Source organism: Bacteroidota bacterium (genome assembly GCA_016706255.1).
In the GTDB taxonomy this organism is placed as follows: Bacteria; Bacteroidota; Bacteroidia; order Chitinophagales; family BACL12; genus UBA7236.
Map to the genome: position 1 here is coordinate 356711 of JADJJZ010000003.1, position 15379 is coordinate 372089.

General features: G+C 40.2%; 28 protein-coding genes. 27 read left to right on the forward strand and 1 reads right to left on the reverse strand.

What is annotated here, in order from left to right; translation table 11 throughout:
- Positions 1 to 56: 56 nt before the first annotated feature.
- Entirely contained in the window at positions 57 to 491 is a 435-nt protein-coding gene (locus IPI65_03240) for a hypothetical protein (protein MBK7440558.1), read from the reverse strand.
- A gap of 313 nt (positions 492 to 804) precedes the next feature.
- Here IPI65_03240 and IPI65_03245 point away from each other — a divergent pair, with 313 nt between their 5' ends.
- Genes IPI65_03245 through infA form a run of 27 tightly spaced genes read left to right on the forward strand, consistent with a single transcriptional unit; the run spans position 805 to position 15372 of the window.
- A complete protein-coding gene (locus tag IPI65_03245; protein ID MBK7440559.1) occupies positions 805 to 1209 on the forward strand; it encodes a 30S ribosomal protein S12 in 405 nt (134 codons plus the stop codon).
- 27 nt (positions 1210 to 1236) lie between these two features.
- A complete protein-coding gene (rpsG, locus tag IPI65_03250) occupies positions 1237 to 1704 on the forward strand; it encodes a 30S ribosomal protein S7 (GenBank protein MBK7440560.1) in 468 nt (155 codons plus the stop codon).
- A gap of 20 nt (positions 1705 to 1724) precedes the next feature.
- Entirely contained in the window at positions 1725 to 3830 is a 2106-nt protein-coding gene (gene fusA, locus IPI65_03255; protein ID MBK7440561.1) for an elongation factor G, read from the forward strand.
- A gap of 22 nt (positions 3831 to 3852) precedes the next feature.
- On the forward strand, positions 3853 to 4158 hold the full coding sequence (rpsJ, locus tag IPI65_03260; protein MBK7440562.1) for a 30S ribosomal protein S10: 306 nt from the start codon (positions 3853 to 3855) through the stop codon (positions 4156 to 4158).
- A gap of 15 nt (positions 4159 to 4173) precedes the next feature.
- Positions 4174 to 4791, forward strand: coding sequence for a 50S ribosomal protein L3 (gene rplC, locus IPI65_03265; protein MBK7440563.1), 618 nt, complete (start codon positions 4174 to 4176; stop codon positions 4789 to 4791).
- Position 4792: 1 nt separating this feature from the next.
- On the forward strand, positions 4793 to 5422 hold the full coding sequence (rplD, locus tag IPI65_03270; GenBank protein ID MBK7440564.1) for a 50S ribosomal protein L4: 630 nt from the start codon (positions 4793 to 4795) through the stop codon (positions 5420 to 5422).
- Between the two features lie 13 nt (positions 5423 to 5435).
- On the forward strand, positions 5436 to 5732 hold the full coding sequence (gene rplW, locus IPI65_03275) for a 50S ribosomal protein L23 (protein MBK7440565.1): 297 nt from the start codon (positions 5436 to 5438) through the stop codon (positions 5730 to 5732).
- An 8-nt stretch (positions 5733 to 5740) separates the two neighbouring features.
- A complete protein-coding gene (gene rplB, locus IPI65_03280; GenBank protein ID MBK7440566.1) occupies positions 5741 to 6565 on the forward strand; it encodes a 50S ribosomal protein L2 in 825 nt (274 codons plus the stop codon).
- 10 nt (positions 6566 to 6575) lie between these two features.
- On the forward strand, positions 6576 to 6839 hold the full coding sequence (gene rpsS / locus IPI65_03285) for a 30S ribosomal protein S19 (GenBank protein MBK7440567.1): 264 nt from the start codon (positions 6576 to 6578) through the stop codon (positions 6837 to 6839).
- Positions 6840 to 6844: 5 nt separating this feature from the next.
- On the forward strand, positions 6845 to 7237 hold the full coding sequence (rplV, locus tag IPI65_03290; GenBank protein MBK7440568.1) for a 50S ribosomal protein L22: 393 nt from the start codon (positions 6845 to 6847) through the stop codon (positions 7235 to 7237).
- A gap of 14 nt (positions 7238 to 7251) precedes the next feature.
- A complete protein-coding gene (gene rpsC / locus IPI65_03295) occupies positions 7252 to 7953 on the forward strand; it encodes a 30S ribosomal protein S3 (GenBank protein ID MBK7440569.1) in 702 nt (233 codons plus the stop codon).
- 11 nt (positions 7954 to 7964) lie between these two features.
- The gene (gene rplP / locus IPI65_03300; protein ID MBK7440570.1) at positions 7965 to 8384 is read left to right on the forward strand and encodes a 50S ribosomal protein L16; all 420 of its coding nucleotides are present in this window, start codon (positions 7965 to 7967) and stop codon (positions 8382 to 8384) included.
- 17 nt (positions 8385 to 8401) lie between these two features.
- The gene (rpmC, locus tag IPI65_03305; protein ID MBK7440571.1) at positions 8402 to 8611 is read left to right on the forward strand and encodes a 50S ribosomal protein L29; all 210 of its coding nucleotides are present in this window, start codon (positions 8402 to 8404) and stop codon (positions 8609 to 8611) included.
- Positions 8612 to 8623: 12 nt separating this feature from the next.
- Complete coding sequence (gene rpsQ, locus IPI65_03310) at positions 8624 to 8887, forward strand: 30S ribosomal protein S17 (GenBank protein MBK7440572.1); 264 nt, start codon at positions 8624 to 8626, stop codon at positions 8885 to 8887.
- A gap of 1 nt (position 8888) precedes the next feature.
- Positions 8889 to 9257, forward strand: a complete 369-nt coding sequence (gene rplN, locus IPI65_03315; GenBank protein ID MBK7440573.1) for a 50S ribosomal protein L14 — start codon at positions 8889 to 8891, stop codon at positions 9255 to 9257.
- Between the two features lie 2 nt (positions 9258 to 9259).
- The gene (rplX, locus tag IPI65_03320; protein ID MBK7440574.1) at positions 9260 to 9604 is read left to right on the forward strand and encodes a 50S ribosomal protein L24; all 345 of its coding nucleotides are present in this window, start codon (positions 9260 to 9262) and stop codon (positions 9602 to 9604) included.
- Positions 9604 to 10158 (forward strand): 50S ribosomal protein L5, encoded by a 555-nt coding sequence (rplE, locus tag IPI65_03325; protein MBK7440575.1) that lies wholly within the window; start codon positions 9604 to 9606, stop codon positions 10156 to 10158. The genes rplX and rplE overlap by 1 nt, the downstream gene beginning before the upstream one ends.
- Before the next feature lie 9 nt (positions 10159 to 10167).
- A complete protein-coding gene (rpsN, locus tag IPI65_03330; GenBank protein ID MBK7440576.1) occupies positions 10168 to 10437 on the forward strand; it encodes a 30S ribosomal protein S14 in 270 nt (89 codons plus the stop codon).
- Between the two features lie 24 nt (positions 10438 to 10461).
- A complete protein-coding gene (rpsH, locus tag IPI65_03335) occupies positions 10462 to 10863 on the forward strand; it encodes a 30S ribosomal protein S8 (GenBank protein MBK7440577.1) in 402 nt (133 codons plus the stop codon).
- 22 nt (positions 10864 to 10885) lie between these two features.
- The gene (rplF, locus tag IPI65_03340) at positions 10886 to 11440 is read left to right on the forward strand and encodes a 50S ribosomal protein L6 (protein ID MBK7440578.1); all 555 of its coding nucleotides are present in this window, start codon (positions 10886 to 10888) and stop codon (positions 11438 to 11440) included.
- 11 nt (positions 11441 to 11451) lie between these two features.
- Positions 11452 to 11808: a 50S ribosomal protein L18 gene (gene rplR, locus IPI65_03345; protein MBK7440579.1), complete on the forward strand. Its 357-nt coding sequence runs from the start codon at positions 11452 to 11454 to the stop codon at positions 11806 to 11808.
- A gap of 15 nt (positions 11809 to 11823) precedes the next feature.
- On the forward strand, positions 11824 to 12345 hold the full coding sequence (gene rpsE / locus IPI65_03350; protein ID MBK7440580.1) for a 30S ribosomal protein S5: 522 nt from the start codon (positions 11824 to 11826) through the stop codon (positions 12343 to 12345).
- Positions 12346 to 12351: 6 nt separating this feature from the next.
- Positions 12352 to 12531 carry a 50S ribosomal protein L30 gene (gene rpmD / locus IPI65_03355; GenBank protein ID MBK7440581.1) on the forward strand — a complete coding sequence of 60 codons (180 nt, stop codon included), beginning with the start codon at positions 12352 to 12354 and terminating at the stop codon, positions 12529 to 12531.
- 2 nt (positions 12532 to 12533) lie between these two features.
- Complete coding sequence (gene rplO / locus IPI65_03360; protein MBK7440582.1) at positions 12534 to 12986, forward strand: 50S ribosomal protein L15; 453 nt, start codon at positions 12534 to 12536, stop codon at positions 12984 to 12986.
- 3 nt (positions 12987 to 12989) lie between these two features.
- A complete protein-coding gene (secY, locus tag IPI65_03365) occupies positions 12990 to 14345 on the forward strand; it encodes a preprotein translocase subunit SecY (GenBank protein MBK7440583.1) in 1356 nt (451 codons plus the stop codon).
- Positions 14342 to 15154: a type I methionyl aminopeptidase gene (map, locus tag IPI65_03370; protein MBK7440584.1), complete on the forward strand. Its 813-nt coding sequence runs from the start codon at positions 14342 to 14344 to the stop codon at positions 15152 to 15154. The genes secY and map overlap by 4 nt, the downstream gene beginning before the upstream one ends.
- Positions 15154 to 15372, forward strand: coding sequence for a translation initiation factor IF-1 (infA, locus tag IPI65_03375; protein MBK7440585.1), 219 nt, complete (start codon positions 15154 to 15156; stop codon positions 15370 to 15372). Before map ends, infA begins: the two co-directional genes overlap by 1 nt.
- Positions 15373 to 15379 lie beyond the last annotated feature (7 nt).

Below are 15379 nucleotides of genomic sequence, written 5' to 3' on the forward strand. Positions count from 1 at the left end.
ATATATGTTAATACATACATTTATTTAAGCTGCTGATTTAGTATTTTGGTGATGGTTTATTTTATACTGATAAGTGTAATTGGTCTGCCTGCCATGCGGACGCCTTTTGGCTGTGGCGTCATATTGGCCTCAAAGGTTACCGATTTGCCATCTACCTTAAAAGCGTCACTTAAGTTGTTGGGGAGATAGTCAGTGCCGTCTGTACCGGTCGTTCTGATTACCCATATATCACCTTTTTGCACAATTGTTCCTTTTCCCGACACATCGGCCTTAATAGTTGGTTTTTCAGTTATCGGTTCCACTTTTTCCTTTACCTCATTAACCGGTGGCACCGGTGTTACGGTATCTATTGGTTGCACTTCAGGTTGAGTTGTTACAACTGCAGTGGTATCTGTAGTTTCAGGAGCTTGTTTTTCCTGTTTTTTATTTCCACAAGCGCCCGTTAAAACGAGCAAACAGATCAAACTTAAGGTTTGTAGGGTTTTCGACATATATATATAATTGGTGTAAAGGTAGATAAAAATATGGTGGGTGTGGATTTACAATGCAGCCGGGAGTGGGTTTTTGCGGGATTTGCACATAAAGTACACATTTTTTTCAGCCTTAGTTTGGATTGTTCGGTACTTTGCTTACCTTTGCAGTCCATTTTTAAGGCCGCGTGTCGAAATTAAGGGGGTAAACACCGATAGCGTTTACAATATTGGCTCGACTGCACTACTTCGCAAGATTTGTGCACACCGATTTGTTAATTACCTCCCTAACTTCTATCTTTGCAGCCCCAAAAGAAAAGTTGAAGTTTAACAAATGCCTACAATACAACAATTAGTTCGCAATGGAAGGGTAGCCATAAAGGCACCTAGCAAGAGCCGTGCACTGGATGCATGTCCTCAAAAACGTGGTGTATGCACCAGGGTTTATACAACAACCCCAAAGAAGCCAAACTCTGCATTACGCAAGGTGGCTAAAGTGCGTTTAACTAACCAAACCGAAATCATCGCCTATATTCCGGGTGAAGGTCACAACCTGCAGGAACACTCAATCGTATTGATTCGTGGTGGCAGGGTTAAAGATCTTCCGGGTGTTCGTTACCACATTGTTCGTGGTGCATTGGATACTGCCGGTGTAAACAACCGTAAAAAGAGCCGTTCAAAATACGGTACTAAACGTCCTAAAGCAGGTGCTGCAGCAGCTCCGGCAAAGAAAAAATAATTTGAAAAAAGGTAGCAATTATAACAAATGAGAAAGCTAAAACCTAAAAAAAGATATTTACCATTAGATCCAAAGTTTAATGATGCACTGGTTACCCGTTTCGTAAACATGATGATGTACGAAGGTAAAAAGAGTATCACTTTCGGTATTTTCTACGATGCAATTGAATTAGTAGAAAAACAAACAGGTGAAAATGGTTATGAAGTATGGAAAAAAGCACTCAGCAACGTAACACCGGGTGTTGAGGTAAAAAGCCGCCGTATTGGTGGTGCTAACTTCCAAATTCCAACAGAAATTCGTCCTGACCGCAAAATTTCATTATCAATGAAATGGCTGATTGGTTTTGCACGTAAACGCAGCGGTAAATCAATGGCAGAAAAATTATCTGCAGAAATTGTAGCAGCAGCTAAAGGTGAAGGTGCAACAATCAAGAAAAAAGAAGACGTTCATAAAATGGCTGAAGCGAACAAAGCTTTCGCTCACTTTAAATCATAATATAGTTAAAGACAAATAAAATGGCAAGAGATTTAAAATACACTCGTAACATAGGGATCGCGGCTCACATCGACGCCGGTAAAACGACTACCACTGAGCGTATTTTGTTTTATACAGGTATTACGCACAAAATCGGTGAAGTTCACGATGGTGCTGCTACCATGGACTGGATGGAGCAAGAGAAGGAACGTGGTATTACCATTACTTCTGCTGCAACAACTACCCATTGGAAATACCGTAATGAAGATTTTAAAGTAAACATTATTGATACACCGGGCCACGTTGACTTCACTGTTGAAGTTGAACGTTCTTTACGTGTATTGGATGGTGTGGTTGCCTTATTCTGCGCAGTTGGTGGTGTTGAACCACAATCTGAAACAGTTTGGCGCCAGGCTAACCGTTATAAAGTTCCACGTTTAGGTTTCGTAAACAAAATGGACCGTTCAGGTGCCGATTTTCTTGAAGTTGTTAAACAAGTGAAAGAAATTTTAGGCGCTAACCCGGTTCCACTGGTTTTACCTATCGGTGCAGAAGAAACATTTGTTGGTATCGTTGATTTGATTACCAATAAAGCTATCATTTGGGATGATGAAACTCAGGGTATGACTTACAAAGAAGTGCCTATTCCGGATGATATGAAAGACCTGGTTGTTGAATACCGTAATCACCTCGTTGAAGCAGTTGCTGAATACGATGATGCATTATTGGAGAAATTTTTCGACAATCCGGATTCAATTACTGAAGAAGAATTAATTACTGCAATACGTAAAGCAACTATCGACATCGCTATTATTCCGATGTTGTGCGGTTCATCTTTCAAAAACAAAGGTGTTCAGTTTATGCTTGACGCGGTTTGTCGCTACCTCCCTTCACCACTCGATATCGATGCGGTAAAAGGAACAAACCCTGATACAGAAGAAGAATTAACCCGTCAGCCGGATTCTAAAGAACCGTTTACGGCGTTAGCATTCAAAATTATGACTGACCCATTCGTTGGTCGTTTAGCATTCTTCCGCGTATATGCCGGTAAATTAGATGCTGGTTCATATGTATTAAACGTAAGAACAGGTAAAAAAGAACGTATTTCACGTATCCTTCAAATGCATGCCAATAAACAAAACCCACTCGATACTATCGAAGCAGGTGATATTGGAGCAGCAGTTGGTTTTAAAGATATCAGAACAGGTGATACCCTTTGCGACGAAAACAATCCGATTGCATTGGAAAGTATCAAATTCCCCGATCCGGTTATCGGTTTGGCAATTGAGCCTAAAACTCAGGCCGACGTTGATAAACTCGGTATGGCGTTAGCAAAATTGGCTGAAGAAGATCCAACATTCAAAGTAAATTTTGATGAGGAAACAGGTCAAACAGTTGTTCGCGGTATGGGTGAGTTACACTTAGAGATTATCGTTGACCGTTTGAAACGTGAATTTAAAATTGAAGTTAATCAGGGTGCTCCTGAGGTTGCTTATAAAGAATCGTTTACCAAAACAATTAAACACCGTGAAGTTTACAAAAAACAAACAGGTGGTCGTGGTAAATTCGCTGATATCCAGTTCGAAATCGGACCTGCAGACGATGGTGTTATTGGTTTACAGTTTGTGAACGACATCTTTGGTGGTGCTATCCCGAGAGAATATGTGCCTTCAGTAGAAAAAGGTTTCAAAGAAGCAATGGGAACAGGTGTATTAGCCGGCTATACAATGGATAGCTTAAAAGTTCGCTTGTTTGATGGTTCATTCCACGCAGTTGACTCCGATGCATTCTCATTCGAGATGGCAGCTAAAATTGCCTTCCGTGATGCAGGTAAAAATGCAGGCCCACAATTACTTGAGCCAATCATGAAATTAGAAGTTATTACTCCTGAAGATCATATGGGTGATGTAATTGGTGACTTAAACCGTCGTCGCGGTATGATTGAAGGTTTTGATAACAAAAACAATGCAACCGTTATCAAAGCAAAAGTTCCACTGAGCGAAATGTTTGGTTATGTTACACAATTAAGAACCATCACTTCAGGACGTGCAACATCAATTCTCGAATTTTCACACTTTGCACCGGCTCCGGCTTCAGTTGCTGAAGAAGTGATTTCGAAATCAAAAGGTAAAGTAACAGTTAGTTGATAAAAAGTAAGAATACAGTAGTATGACCTATAAAATCAGAATGAAACTGAAATCTTTTGACCACACATTGGTTGACAAAACGGCAGAGAAAATCGTGAAGACCGTTCGCAACACAGGTGCAGTGGTTACGGGACCAATCCCGCTGCCTACGCAGAAAAAGATTTACACAGTATTGCGTTCTCCTCACGTTAACAAGAAAGCACGTGAGCAGTTCCAAATGTGCACGTATAAAAGGTTGCTTGATATTTACAGCGCAACCAACAAAACAGTAGATGCATTGCAGAAACTGGAGTTACCAAGTGGAGTAGAAGTTGAAATTAAAATCTAAAAGATTCTAAAGAAAATGAAAGGAATCATAGGCAAAAAACTCGGCATGACGCACTTTTACGGTGAGGAAGGAAAATTAATTTCCTGCACTGTAATCGAAGCCGGACCATGCGTGGTTGTGCAAAAGAAAACCGACGATACTGACGGCTACAGCGCTATTCAGTTAGGTTTTGAGGAACAGAAGGAAAACAATACCAACAAGGCTCAAACCGGTCACTTCAAAAAATCAGGCGCTAAACCAATGCGCAAGATTAAGGAGTTCCGCAACTTTGACCTCGATAAAAATGTAGGTGATAACATCACAGTTGACATTTTTGAAGAAGGTGAAAAGGTAAGTGTAGTGAGCACTTCAAAAGGTAAAGGTTTCCAGGGTGTTGTAAAACGCCACAATTTTAGTGGTGTTGGTATGCGCTCACACGGTCAGCACGATCGTCACCGCGCTCCGGGTTCAATCGGACAATCATCATATCCTGCGAGAGTATTCAAAGGTTTGAGAATGGCCGGTCGTATGGGTAACGACACCGTTAAACAACGCAACCTCAAAGTAGCAAAAATTATTTCTGACAAGAACTTAATCTTAATTAACGGATCAGTTCCGGGAAGTAAAGGTTCTTATGTAATAATCGAGAAATAACATGAAAGTAGAAATCGTAAAAATATCAGGCGAAAAAACCGGTAAACAGGTTGAGCTCAACGAAGAAATCTTCGGCGTTGAACCAAACGACCACGCTATTTACCTTTCAGTAAAGCAATACCTCGCTAATCAGCGCCAGGGAACGCATAAATCGAAAGAAAAAGGCGAATCAGCCGGTTCAACACGCAAATTACACCGTCAGAAAGGTACTGGTGGTTCACGTAAAGGAAGTATTAAAAACCCTTTATTTCATGGTGGTGGAACAATTTTCGGTCCACGTCCGCGCGACTACAGTTTTAAACTGAACCGCAAAGTGAAAGAATTAGCAAAACGTTCTGCATTGTCGTATAAAGCGAAACAAAACAGCATCGTAGTTGTAGAAGATTTCACATTGGATACACCAAAAACCAAAGCCTTTGCCGGTATCATGAAAAGTATTGGTGTAAGCGATAAAAAAACATTGTTTGTTCTTGGCGACAATCAGAACATTCGTTTATCGCTGCGTAATTTACCAAAAACAGGTGCGTCAAAAGCAAGTGACCTGAACACCTATGACATCATGAATGCACAGTGTCTTGTTTTAAGCGAAAGCACGGTGAATCTGATCAATCAAATGGCAGAAAACAACTAATAAAATAAGTAAAATGGCAAAGAGAATATTAATAAAACCGCTCATCACCGAAAAAACCCAGAAGCTCACAGAAGCTCATGGTACTTACGGTTTTGTAGTTGGTATGGATGCCAATAAAATCGAGATAAAAAATGCCGTGGAAAAAAACTACGGTGTTACAGTGGCGGACGTAAAAACGATTACTGATAATGGCAAATTTGGCTGGAAAAGAACACCGTTCGGAATCAGTCAGGGAACCAAAGGACGTATGAAAAAAGCTTACGTTACTCTCAAAAAAGGCGAAACAATTGATTTTTTCAGCACAATTTAATCTGAAAGATGGCTTTAAAGAAATATAATCCGGTTACACCAGGTACACGATTCAGAATAGGCAATGCTTATGCTGAGGTTACTACGGATACACCAGAAAAGAGTTTGACAGCCCCGTTTAAGAAAACGGGTGGACGTAATAGTTCAGGAGCATTGACCATGCGCTATATCGGCGGTGGCCATAAAAAGAAATACCGTATCATCGACTTTAAGCGCGACAAACATAATGTTCCCGCTACAGTTAAAACGGTAGAATATGATCCGAACCGTACTGCATTTATTGCATTGGTTAATTACGCAGATGGTGAAAAACGTTACATCCTGGCACCTAATGGTATTCAGGTAGGACAAACCATTGAGGCAGGCGAAAATGCTGCTCCTGAATTAGGAAACGCGTTAATGCTCCGCAATATACCACTGGGTACTATTATCCATAACATTGAAATGCAGCCTGGTAAAGGTGGTATGATAGCTCGTAGTGCAGGAAGCTGGGCACAGTTATCGGCAAAAGAAGGTAAATATGTTATCGTGCGTATGCCATCAGGTGAAACACGTATGATTTTAGATACTTGCTTTGCAACTGTTGGAACGGTATCGAATCCTGACCATAACTTACAACAATTGGGTAAAGCCGGCCGTAATCGCTGGTTGGGTGTTCGCCCTCGTAACCGAGGCGTTTCCATGAACCCTGTTGATCACCCGATGGGTGGTGGTGAAGGTCGTTCATCAGGAGGACATCCTAGATCACGTAACGGTAAATACTCAAAAGGTATGAAAACCCGTCACCCTAAGAAAACAACATCTAAGTTTATCATTACAAGACGTAAAAAATAATCAATAGTTAATGGCACGTTCGATAAAAAAAGGACCTTATGTGGATCATAATCTCGCCGGCAAGGTAGAGAAGTTGAATGACAGCGGAAAAAAGACAGTGGTTAAAACCTGGTCACGCCGTTCAACCATTTTCCCTGATATGGTTGGTCATACATTCGCAGTTCACAACGGAAACAAATTTATTCCGGTGTTTGTAACTGAAAACATGGTGGGTCATAAATTAGGTGAATTTTCACCAACAAGAAACTTTAAATCACACTCTGGTAACAGATAAGAATTATGGAAGCAGTAGCAAAACTCATTAACAACCCGAGAACCAACAATAACGCAGGTTCACCACGTAAAACAAGATACGTAGTTGATCTGATCAGAGGGTTGGATATCGATAAAGCACTTAACGTGTTGAGGTTTACCGATAAGGCAGCCGCTACACCGATAGAAAAATTATTAAGAAGTGCGATTAAAAACTGGGAGGTAAAATTCGAACAGGATGCTGCCGACAGTAACTTATATGTGAAAGAATGTTTTGTAGATGGTGGTAAAACAATGCGTCGTTTTCAACCTGCGCCGCACGGAAGAGCTTACCGTATCCGCAAACGCACAAATCACATTACAATTAAAGTTGCATCAAGAACTGCAACAGCTAACGTTAACCAAGAAACCAAAGAATAAAATAATTAATTCGAATGGGACAAAAATGTAACCCGATAGGCAACAGATTAGGTATCATCCGCGGATGGGACAGTAACTGGTATGGCGGAAAAACCATGGCAGAGAAACTGGTAGAAGACGAAAGAATCCGTCAGTACCTCAGCGCAAGGATATCTAAAGGTGGAATTTCAAAAATCGTGATTGAAAGAACCCTTAACCGCATCACAGTAACAATCCATACTTCACGTCCGGGAATTATCATCGGAAAAGGTGGTGGAGAAGTTGATAAAGTGAAGGAAGAATTAAAGAAAATCACTGATAAAGATGTTCAAATCAATATCATTGAAATCCGTCGCCCGGAATTAGATGCAGCTATTGTAGGTGAAACAATCGCTCGTCAGCTTGAAGCACGTATCAACTTCCGTCGCGCCATTAAAATGGCAATCGCATCAACCATGCGTATGGGAGCTGAAGGTATCAAGATTCGTATCAGCGGACGTTTGAACGGAGCAGAGATGGCACGTTCTGAAGAATACAAACAAGGCCGTGTGCCATTACATACTTTCCGCGCAGATATTGATTATGCATGGAAAGAAGCACAAACAGTATACGGTAAACTCGGTGTAAAAGTATGGATCTGTAAAGGTGAAGTATTAGGAAAACGCGACCTCCAGCCGAATGTTGGTTTACAACAGGAAAAAGATCGCAATAACAAGAGAAGAAGAGCTAAACGTTAAAAAAATAAATCATGTTAGCGCCAAAAAAAGTAAAACATCGCAAAACGTTTAAGGGTAAGATAAAAGGTAATGCCAAAAGAGGTAGCCTGTTGTCGGCAGGATCGTTCGGTTTAAAAACCCTTGAAGAAGGCTGGATTACCGACCGTCAGATTGAAGCTGCCAGGATTGCCTTAACCCGTCACCTGAAACGTGAAGGTCAGGTTTGGATCAACATCTTCCCTGATAAGCCTATTACCAAAAAACCTGCAGAGGTTCGTATGGGTAAAGGTAAAGGTGCCCCTGAATATTGGGTGGCAGTAGTACAGCCGGGAAGAATCATGTTCGAAGCTGATGGAGTGCCACTGGATACTGCACGCGAAGCAATGCGTCTTGCTGCAGGTAAATTACCGGTTAAAACAAAATTTGTAGTCCGTAGAGATTACGTTTCATAAAATAAAAAATTTGGCAAATGGCTAAGTTAAAAAGAGAAGATTTAAACCAGCTCAGCATGGAAGACCTTAAACAAAGGCTTCATGACGATACTGATCGTTTACAAAAACTGCGTTTCAACCATGCGGTTAACCCAATCGACAACCCAACGCAAATTACATATGTGCGTCGTGAAATTGCCCGATTGAACACAGAAATTCGTAAACGTGAATTGGTTTCAGCCAAATAAAAAATAAACAGGATGGAACAAGAAACAAGAAATCTGAGAAGAACAATTACCGGAGTGGTAACCAGCAACAAAATGGACAAATCCATAACTGTTGCAGTTGAGCGAAAAATCATGCACACCAAGTACGGTAAGTTCCTCAAAAAAACAAAAAAATATCATGCACACGACGAGGCAAATGATGCTAAAGTGGGTGATAAAGTAGTAATTATGGAAACCCGTCCGCTGAGCAAACTCAAAAGATGGAGATTAGTTGACGTAGTCGAAAGAGCTAAATAACATGATACAACAGGAATCAAGACTTAAAGTAGCTGATAACAGCGGAGCACGCGAAGTGTTGTGTATCCGTGTATTAGGCAGCACAGGCAGAAGGTATGCTTCACTTGGCGATAAAATTATCGTAACTGTGAAAGATGCACTTCCCGGAGGTGGTATCAAAAAAGGTACTGTATCTACCGCAGTTGTAGTAAGAACGCATAAAGAAGTGCGTCGTAAAGATGGATCTTATATCCGTTTTGATGACAATGCTTGTGTGTTGTTAAACGCATCTGACGAGCCTAGAGGAACTCGTATTTTCGGTCCGGTAGCTCGTGAACTCAGAGATAAACAATTTATGAAAATCGTTTCATTAGCACCGGAGGTGTTATAATTATGGCAACAAAAAATACAACCAGCCGATTTAAACCAAAATACCACGTTAAGAAAAACGATATGGTATTGGTAATCACCGGCGACGACAAAGGAAAAAAGGGACGTGTAATTGAAGTAAATTATACTACCGGTCGTGTTATGATTGAAGGTATTAATATCATTTCAAAACATACACGCCCAACTCAACAATATCCTAACGGCGGTATCATTAAAAAAGAAGCACCAATTCACATCAGCAATGTGCAACTGGTTGATCCGAAAACCGGAAAAGGTATCAGGGTAAACCGCAAAGAAGTGGATGGTAAAATAGTTAGAACTAATAAATCAGGTGAAATAATCAAATAATGGAAACTAGAACTCCACGTCTGAAGAAAAAATATAGCGATGAAGTAGCAGCTTCACTGCAAGAGAAATTTAATTATAAAAGCTCTATGCAGCTGCCTAAACTCCTTAAGATTTCAATAAATCAAGGGGTTGGTAAAGCTACTCAGGACAAAAAAATGATCGATGTAGCAATCGACGAAATGACACGTATTACCGGTCAGAAATGTGTTGCTACCGTATCGAAAAAAGATATTTCGAATTTCAAATTACGTTCTGCCCAACCAATCGGTGTGAAAGTAACTTTGAGAGGTGAAAATATGTATGAATTTCTCGATCGTTTATTCTCTGTTGCCCTACCACGCGTTCGCGATTTTAAAGGTGTAAACGACAAGAGTTTCGATGGAAGAGGAAACTATACATTAGGTATTACCGAACATATCATTTTCCCTGAAATTGATATCGATAAAGTAACAAGAATAAGTGGTATGGATATCACTTTTGTTACCTCGGCTAAAACTGATGCTGAAGCATATGAATTATTAAAAGGATTAGGAATGCCATTCCGCAAACCATAAAAAAATACAATGTCAAAAAAATCAATAATTGCAAGAAATACCAAACGTCAGCACATGATTACACATTATGCTGACTTACGTAAGCAACTGAAGGCAGAAGGAAAATGGGAAGAGTTGGATAAACTCCCTCGTAATTCTTCAAAAGTAAGATACCGCAACCGTTGTAAATTAACCGGTCGCCCAAGAGGTTACATCAGCGACTTTGGTATTTCAAGAATCAAACTTCGTGATTTGGCCTTATATGGTAAAATTCCGGGAATGACAAAAGCAAGTTGGTAATAAATAAAATAGTAAAAACAGCAAATGAAAGTTACAGATCCAATAGCTGATTTTCTGACCAGAATCAGAAATGCTCAAAAAGCGAATCACAGAATTGTTGAGGTGCCTGCTTCAAATATGAAGAAACGCCTTACCGAAATTTTGTATGAGCATGGTTTCATCTTCAGATATAAATTTGAAGAAGAAGGTCCTCAGGGTGTTATCAAGATCGCGTTAAAATACGATCCTGTTACAAAATCCCCAGCCATCAAAGGTCTTACGAGAGTAAGTAAACCAGGATTGCGAAAATACGCAGGTGTTGGTGAAATGCCACGCGTTCTTAGCGGATTAGGCTTAGCAATAGTGTCAACTTCAAAAGGAGTAATGACAGAAAAAGAAGCCAAACGCCAGAATGTAGGTGGTGAAGTATTATGTTACGTTTATTAATTAAAACAGAAAGTAAATTACAATGTCACGAATAGGAAAATTACCCATTCAATTACCGGCAGGAGTAACTGTTTCAGTTGCCGACAACAACGTTGTTACCGTAAAAGGTAAACGCGGCGAATTAACACTGAAGGTTGATACTGATATCACCATTAAACCGGAAGGTGCAGTTGTTAAACTGGAGCGTCCTACTGAACAAAAACGCCATAAGGCGATGCATGGTTTATACCGCGCATTAATTGCCAACATGGTGAAAGGTGTATCAGAAGGATTTAGGAAAGAACTCGAATTGGTTGGGGTAGGTTACAGAGCTGCAAATACAGGTCAGATTCTTGAAATCGCTGTTGGTTACTCTCACCCTATCATGATGATGATTCCTAAAGAGGTAAAATTGTCAACCGTGAGTGAAAAAGGTAAAAACCCGACTATCATTCTCGAAAGCAACGATAAACAATTATTAGGTGCAATTGCTGTAAAAATCAGATCGTTCCGTAAGCCTGAACCGTACAAAGGAAAAGGTATTAAATATTCTGATGAAGTATTGCGTCGTAAAGCTGGTAAAACAGCAGGTAAATAAAAGCATTAGCTATGTTATCCGAAAAAGTAATAAGAAGACAAAAAATCCGCTATCGTATCCGTAAAAAAATTACAGGAACGGCTGAGCGTCCACGATTGGCAGTTTACAGAAGCAATAAAGAAATTTATGCTCAGTTGATTGACGATGTAGCTGGTCACACACTTTGCTCTGCATCAACAGCCGACAAACAGGGTAAAACCATTGCCGGAACAAAATGCGATAAAGCTAAAGAAGTGGGAAAAATGCTGGCTCAAAGAGCAGCAGAAAAAGGTATCGTATCAGTATCTTTTGACCGTGGCGGTTATTTGTATCACGGTAGAATTCTTAAACTGGCTGAAGGTGCCCGCGAAGGTGGTCTTCAATTCTAAAACTGAACTTGAGTTATGGCAATTAACAGAGAAATACAAAGAGTTAGAGCAAGTGAGCTCGAATTAAAAGAAAAAATTGTTGGTATCCAGCGTGTAGCTAAAGTTACCAAAGGTGGTAGAACATTTAGTTTTTCTGCCCTGGTAGTAGTAGGTGATGGCAACGGTATCGTTGGTCATGGTTTAGGAAAAGCCCGCGAGGTTACTGAAGCCATCCAAAAAGGTATTGATGATGCAAAGAAAAACCTGATTAAAGTTCCGGTTCATAAAGGCACCATCCCACACGAACAATTAGGAAAATTCGGAGCAGGTAAAGTAATGATTAAACCAGCTGCACACGGAACAGGCGTTATCGCCGGTGGTGCAATGCGCGCAGTATTTGAAAGTGCCGGTGTAACCGACGTACTTGCAAAATCACTGGGTTCATCAAATCCGCACAACGTGGTAAAAGCTACTTTTGATGCATTGGCACATTTAAGAACACCAATGACCATAGCTCAACAAAGAAATACACCATTAAAAAAAGTATTTAATAATTAATCAGTTATGAGCAAGATAAAAGTAACATTAGTTAAGAGCACAACTGACCGACCAAAAAGACAAAAGGCAACAATGATTGCACTTGGTCTTCGTAAAATGCACCATTCTGTGGAAGTAGAAGCAACACCTCAGATAATCGGTATGGTGAAAGCAGTTCAACATTTAGTTAAAGTAGAAAATATTTAATAATGGATTTATCAAATTTAAAACCGGCAGAAGGCTCGATTAAGAAACGTCACCGCATTGGTCGTGGACAAGGTTCGGGCTGGGGTGAAACTTCAAAACGAGGCTTCAAAGGAGCAGGTTCCCGTTCAGGTAATTCTCGCAAGAGAGGTCATGAGGGTGGACAAATGCCATTACAACGCCGTTTGCCGAAACGTGGCTTCAACAACAAAAACTTTGAAGTAAAATACGTTTCCTTCAATTTAGATCAAATTCAGGCTATGGTTGATAAATACGAAATCACCAAGCTCGATCTGGATATGTTAAAAGCAAACAGAATTATCAAAGGCGATGAGCGCTTAAAAGTACTCGGTCGCGGTGAGTTAAAAGCGAAAGTTGAAATTTGGGCGCATGCATGCAGCGAAACAGCTAAAAAAGGAATCGAAGCAGCAGGCGGAACAATTAATGTGATAGCTTAATACATGAAAAAATTCATACAGACATTAAAAAATATCTGGAGCATCGAAGATCTCCGTAAACGATTGACCTACACTATCGGTTTGATATTGTTGTTCCGTTTCGGTTCTTATGTTATGCTTCCCGGTATAGATCCGGAAATTTACGGTCAGGCCGCCAATGTTAACGGTCAGAGCGGATTACTGGGTTTAATAAACTTATTTGCAGGTGGTGGTTTCAGCAGAGCCTCAATTTTTGCACTCGGTATCATGCCTTACATTTCGGCATCTATCGCGATTCAATTATTGACCATTGCAGTTCCCTATTTCGCCCGTTTACAAAAAGAAGGTGAAAGCGGCCGCCGCAAAATGAATCAATATACCCGTTACCTCACTGTTGTAGTTACAGCATTGCAGGCATCAGGATATTATGCTTACTTAAAAGGAATGTCTGAACAAGCTGACTTTATCCTTGCTCCAAACGGTTTATTCTGGTTTATCTGCGTTATGATTTTGACAGCAGGAACATTATTTACTATGTGGATGGGTGAACGTATTACTGATAAAGGTATAGGTAATGGTATTTCCATGTTAATCATGGTTGGTATCGTGGCCGGTTTACCTGCAGCGATCCTGAATGAGATTACACATCGTGGTGCTGATGGCGGTGGCGGATATATTCCATTCGTTCTTGAAATTGCCTTCATGATTTTAGTGATTATGGGTTGTATCCTGCTCGTTCAGGGAACAAGACGAATTCCGGTTCAGTATGCTAAACGTGTTGTAGGTTCTCGCCAATACGGTGGAACCAGAAACTATATTCCATTAAAAATAAACGCTGCCGGCGTAATGCCAATCATCTTTGCTCAGGCTTTGATGTTTATTCCCGGCATTTTTGTTCAGATAAATGAAGATTGGAGCAGTTCTCCGGTTCTTGTTATGCTGAACGATTTCCAAAGCGTAGGATATAATATCATTTACGGTTTATTAATTGTGTTGTTTACTTATTTCTACACCGCTATCATCATCAACCCTGCACAAATGGCTGATGAATTAAAGAAAAACGGTGGATTTATTCCGGGTATTAAACCAGGTAAAAAAACAGCAGAATTTATAGACAACGTTTTATCAAGAATTACTTTACCGGGTTCAATTTTCCTTGCATTAGTTGCAGTGGCTCCGGTAATTACCCGCGTAATTGGTGTGGATCAAAGTTTTGCCAGATTTTTTGGCGGAACATCACTCCTTATCATGGTAGGTGTTATTCTTGATACATTACAACAAATTGAAAGTCACCTGTTAATGCGTCATTACGACGGTTTGATGAAGTCGGGACGAATTAAAGGTCGCACATCATCACCAGTAGGCGTGCAACAAGGATGATTTATTATAAAACAACAGATGAGATAAAACTCATCAGAGAAAGTTCTTTACTTGTTTCAGAAACGTTAGCCCTGATGGCGGGATTAATAAAACCCGGTATCACAACACTTGAGCTTGATGAAAAAGCTGAAGCGTTTATCAGGGATAATGGAGCTCGTCCGTCATTTAAAGGATATCGCGGGTTTGCACATACATTATGTATTTCGGTAAACGAAGAAGTAGTGCATGGTATTCCATCAAAACGCGAAATCAAAAACGGGGATGTAGTTTCTGTAGATTGCGGTGTTTACAAAAACGGATACCACGGTGATTCGGCTTACACTTTTTTAGTTGGCGATGTTACCATGGATGCAGTAAACCTTGCCAGAGTTACCAAAGAATGTGTTTTCAAAGGTATCGAAATGGCAATAGCAGGAAACAGAATCGGGGATATCAGTTATGCCGTTCAAAATTATGCTGAATCGTTCCATGGTTATGGAGTTGTTCGCGAATTAGTTGGGCATGGCTTAGGAAAGAGCCTGCATGAAGAACCGGATGTGCCAAATTTTGGTGCAAGAGGAAAAGGGCCTAAAATGCAGGAAGGGTTAGTGATAGCAATTGAACCGATGATTAACTTGGGTACAAAAAATGTGGTTCAGGAAAACGACGGGTGGACAATAAGAACGAAAGACAGAAAAATTTCCTGTCATTTTGAACATACCATTGCGGTAACAAAGGAGAAAGCGGATATTTTATCCAGTTTTGAACCAATTGAAGCCGCGGTGAAGCGAAATAAAAATTTATATCAGGAAACTGAAACAGTTAGTTAATGTCGAAACAAGGACTAATAAAACAAGACGGAACAATTACTGAAGCATTGAGTAATGCAATGTTCAGAGTGAAGTTGGAAAACGAACACGAAATTGTAGCCCATATTTCAGGGAAAATGCGAATGAATTACATTCGGATATTACCGGGCGACAGAGTGACAGTGGAGATGAGTCCGTATGATTTAACAAGAGGAAGAATTATTTACCGTTATAAATAACATTGTT

Coding starts and splice junctions, on each gene's coding strand:
- IPI65_03240 (MBK7440558.1), bottom strand. CDS start 491: ATGTCGAAAACCCTACAAACCTTAAGTTTGATCTGTTTGCTCGTTTTA.
- IPI65_03245 (MBK7440559.1), top strand. CDS start 805: ATGCCTACAATACAACAATTAGTTCGCAATGGAAGGGTAGCCATAAAG.
- rpsG (MBK7440560.1), top strand. CDS start 1,237: ATGAGAAAGCTAAAACCTAAAAAAAGATATTTACCATTAGATCCAAAG.
- fusA (MBK7440561.1), top strand. CDS start 1,725: ATGGCAAGAGATTTAAAATACACTCGTAACATAGGGATCGCGGCTCAC.
- rpsJ (MBK7440562.1), top strand. CDS start 3,853: ATGACCTATAAAATCAGAATGAAACTGAAATCTTTTGACCACACATTG.
- rplC (MBK7440563.1), top strand. CDS start 4,174: ATGAAAGGAATCATAGGCAAAAAACTCGGCATGACGCACTTTTACGGT.
- rplD (MBK7440564.1), top strand. CDS start 4,793: ATGAAAGTAGAAATCGTAAAAATATCAGGCGAAAAAACCGGTAAACAG.
- rplW (MBK7440565.1), top strand. CDS start 5,436: ATGGCAAAGAGAATATTAATAAAACCGCTCATCACCGAAAAAACCCAG.
- rplB (MBK7440566.1), top strand. CDS start 5,741: ATGGCTTTAAAGAAATATAATCCGGTTACACCAGGTACACGATTCAGA.
- rpsS (MBK7440567.1), top strand. CDS start 6,576: ATGGCACGTTCGATAAAAAAAGGACCTTATGTGGATCATAATCTCGCC.
- rplV (MBK7440568.1), top strand. CDS start 6,845: ATGGAAGCAGTAGCAAAACTCATTAACAACCCGAGAACCAACAATAAC.
- rpsC (MBK7440569.1), top strand. CDS start 7,252: ATGGGACAAAAATGTAACCCGATAGGCAACAGATTAGGTATCATCCGC.
- rplP (MBK7440570.1), top strand. CDS start 7,965: ATGTTAGCGCCAAAAAAAGTAAAACATCGCAAAACGTTTAAGGGTAAG.
- rpmC (MBK7440571.1), top strand. CDS start 8,402: ATGGCTAAGTTAAAAAGAGAAGATTTAAACCAGCTCAGCATGGAAGAC.
- rpsQ (MBK7440572.1), top strand. CDS start 8,624: ATGGAACAAGAAACAAGAAATCTGAGAAGAACAATTACCGGAGTGGTA.
- rplN (MBK7440573.1), top strand. CDS start 8,889: ATGATACAACAGGAATCAAGACTTAAAGTAGCTGATAACAGCGGAGCA.
- rplX (MBK7440574.1), top strand. CDS start 9,260: ATGGCAACAAAAAATACAACCAGCCGATTTAAACCAAAATACCACGTT.
- rplE (MBK7440575.1), top strand. CDS start 9,604: ATGGAAACTAGAACTCCACGTCTGAAGAAAAAATATAGCGATGAAGTA.
- rpsN (MBK7440576.1), top strand. CDS start 10,168: ATGTCAAAAAAATCAATAATTGCAAGAAATACCAAACGTCAGCACATG.
- rpsH (MBK7440577.1), top strand. CDS start 10,462: ATGAAAGTTACAGATCCAATAGCTGATTTTCTGACCAGAATCAGAAAT.
- rplF (MBK7440578.1), top strand. CDS start 10,886: ATGTCACGAATAGGAAAATTACCCATTCAATTACCGGCAGGAGTAACT.
- rplR (MBK7440579.1), top strand. CDS start 11,452: ATGTTATCCGAAAAAGTAATAAGAAGACAAAAAATCCGCTATCGTATC.
- rpsE (MBK7440580.1), top strand. CDS start 11,824: ATGGCAATTAACAGAGAAATACAAAGAGTTAGAGCAAGTGAGCTCGAA.
- rpmD (MBK7440581.1), top strand. CDS start 12,352: ATGAGCAAGATAAAAGTAACATTAGTTAAGAGCACAACTGACCGACCA.
- rplO (MBK7440582.1), top strand. CDS start 12,534: ATGGATTTATCAAATTTAAAACCGGCAGAAGGCTCGATTAAGAAACGT.
- secY (MBK7440583.1), top strand. CDS start 12,990: ATGAAAAAATTCATACAGACATTAAAAAATATCTGGAGCATCGAAGAT.
- map (MBK7440584.1), top strand. CDS start 14,342: ATGATTTATTATAAAACAACAGATGAGATAAAACTCATCAGAGAAAGT.
- infA (MBK7440585.1), top strand. CDS start 15,154: ATGTCGAAACAAGGACTAATAAAACAAGACGGAACAATTACTGAAGCA.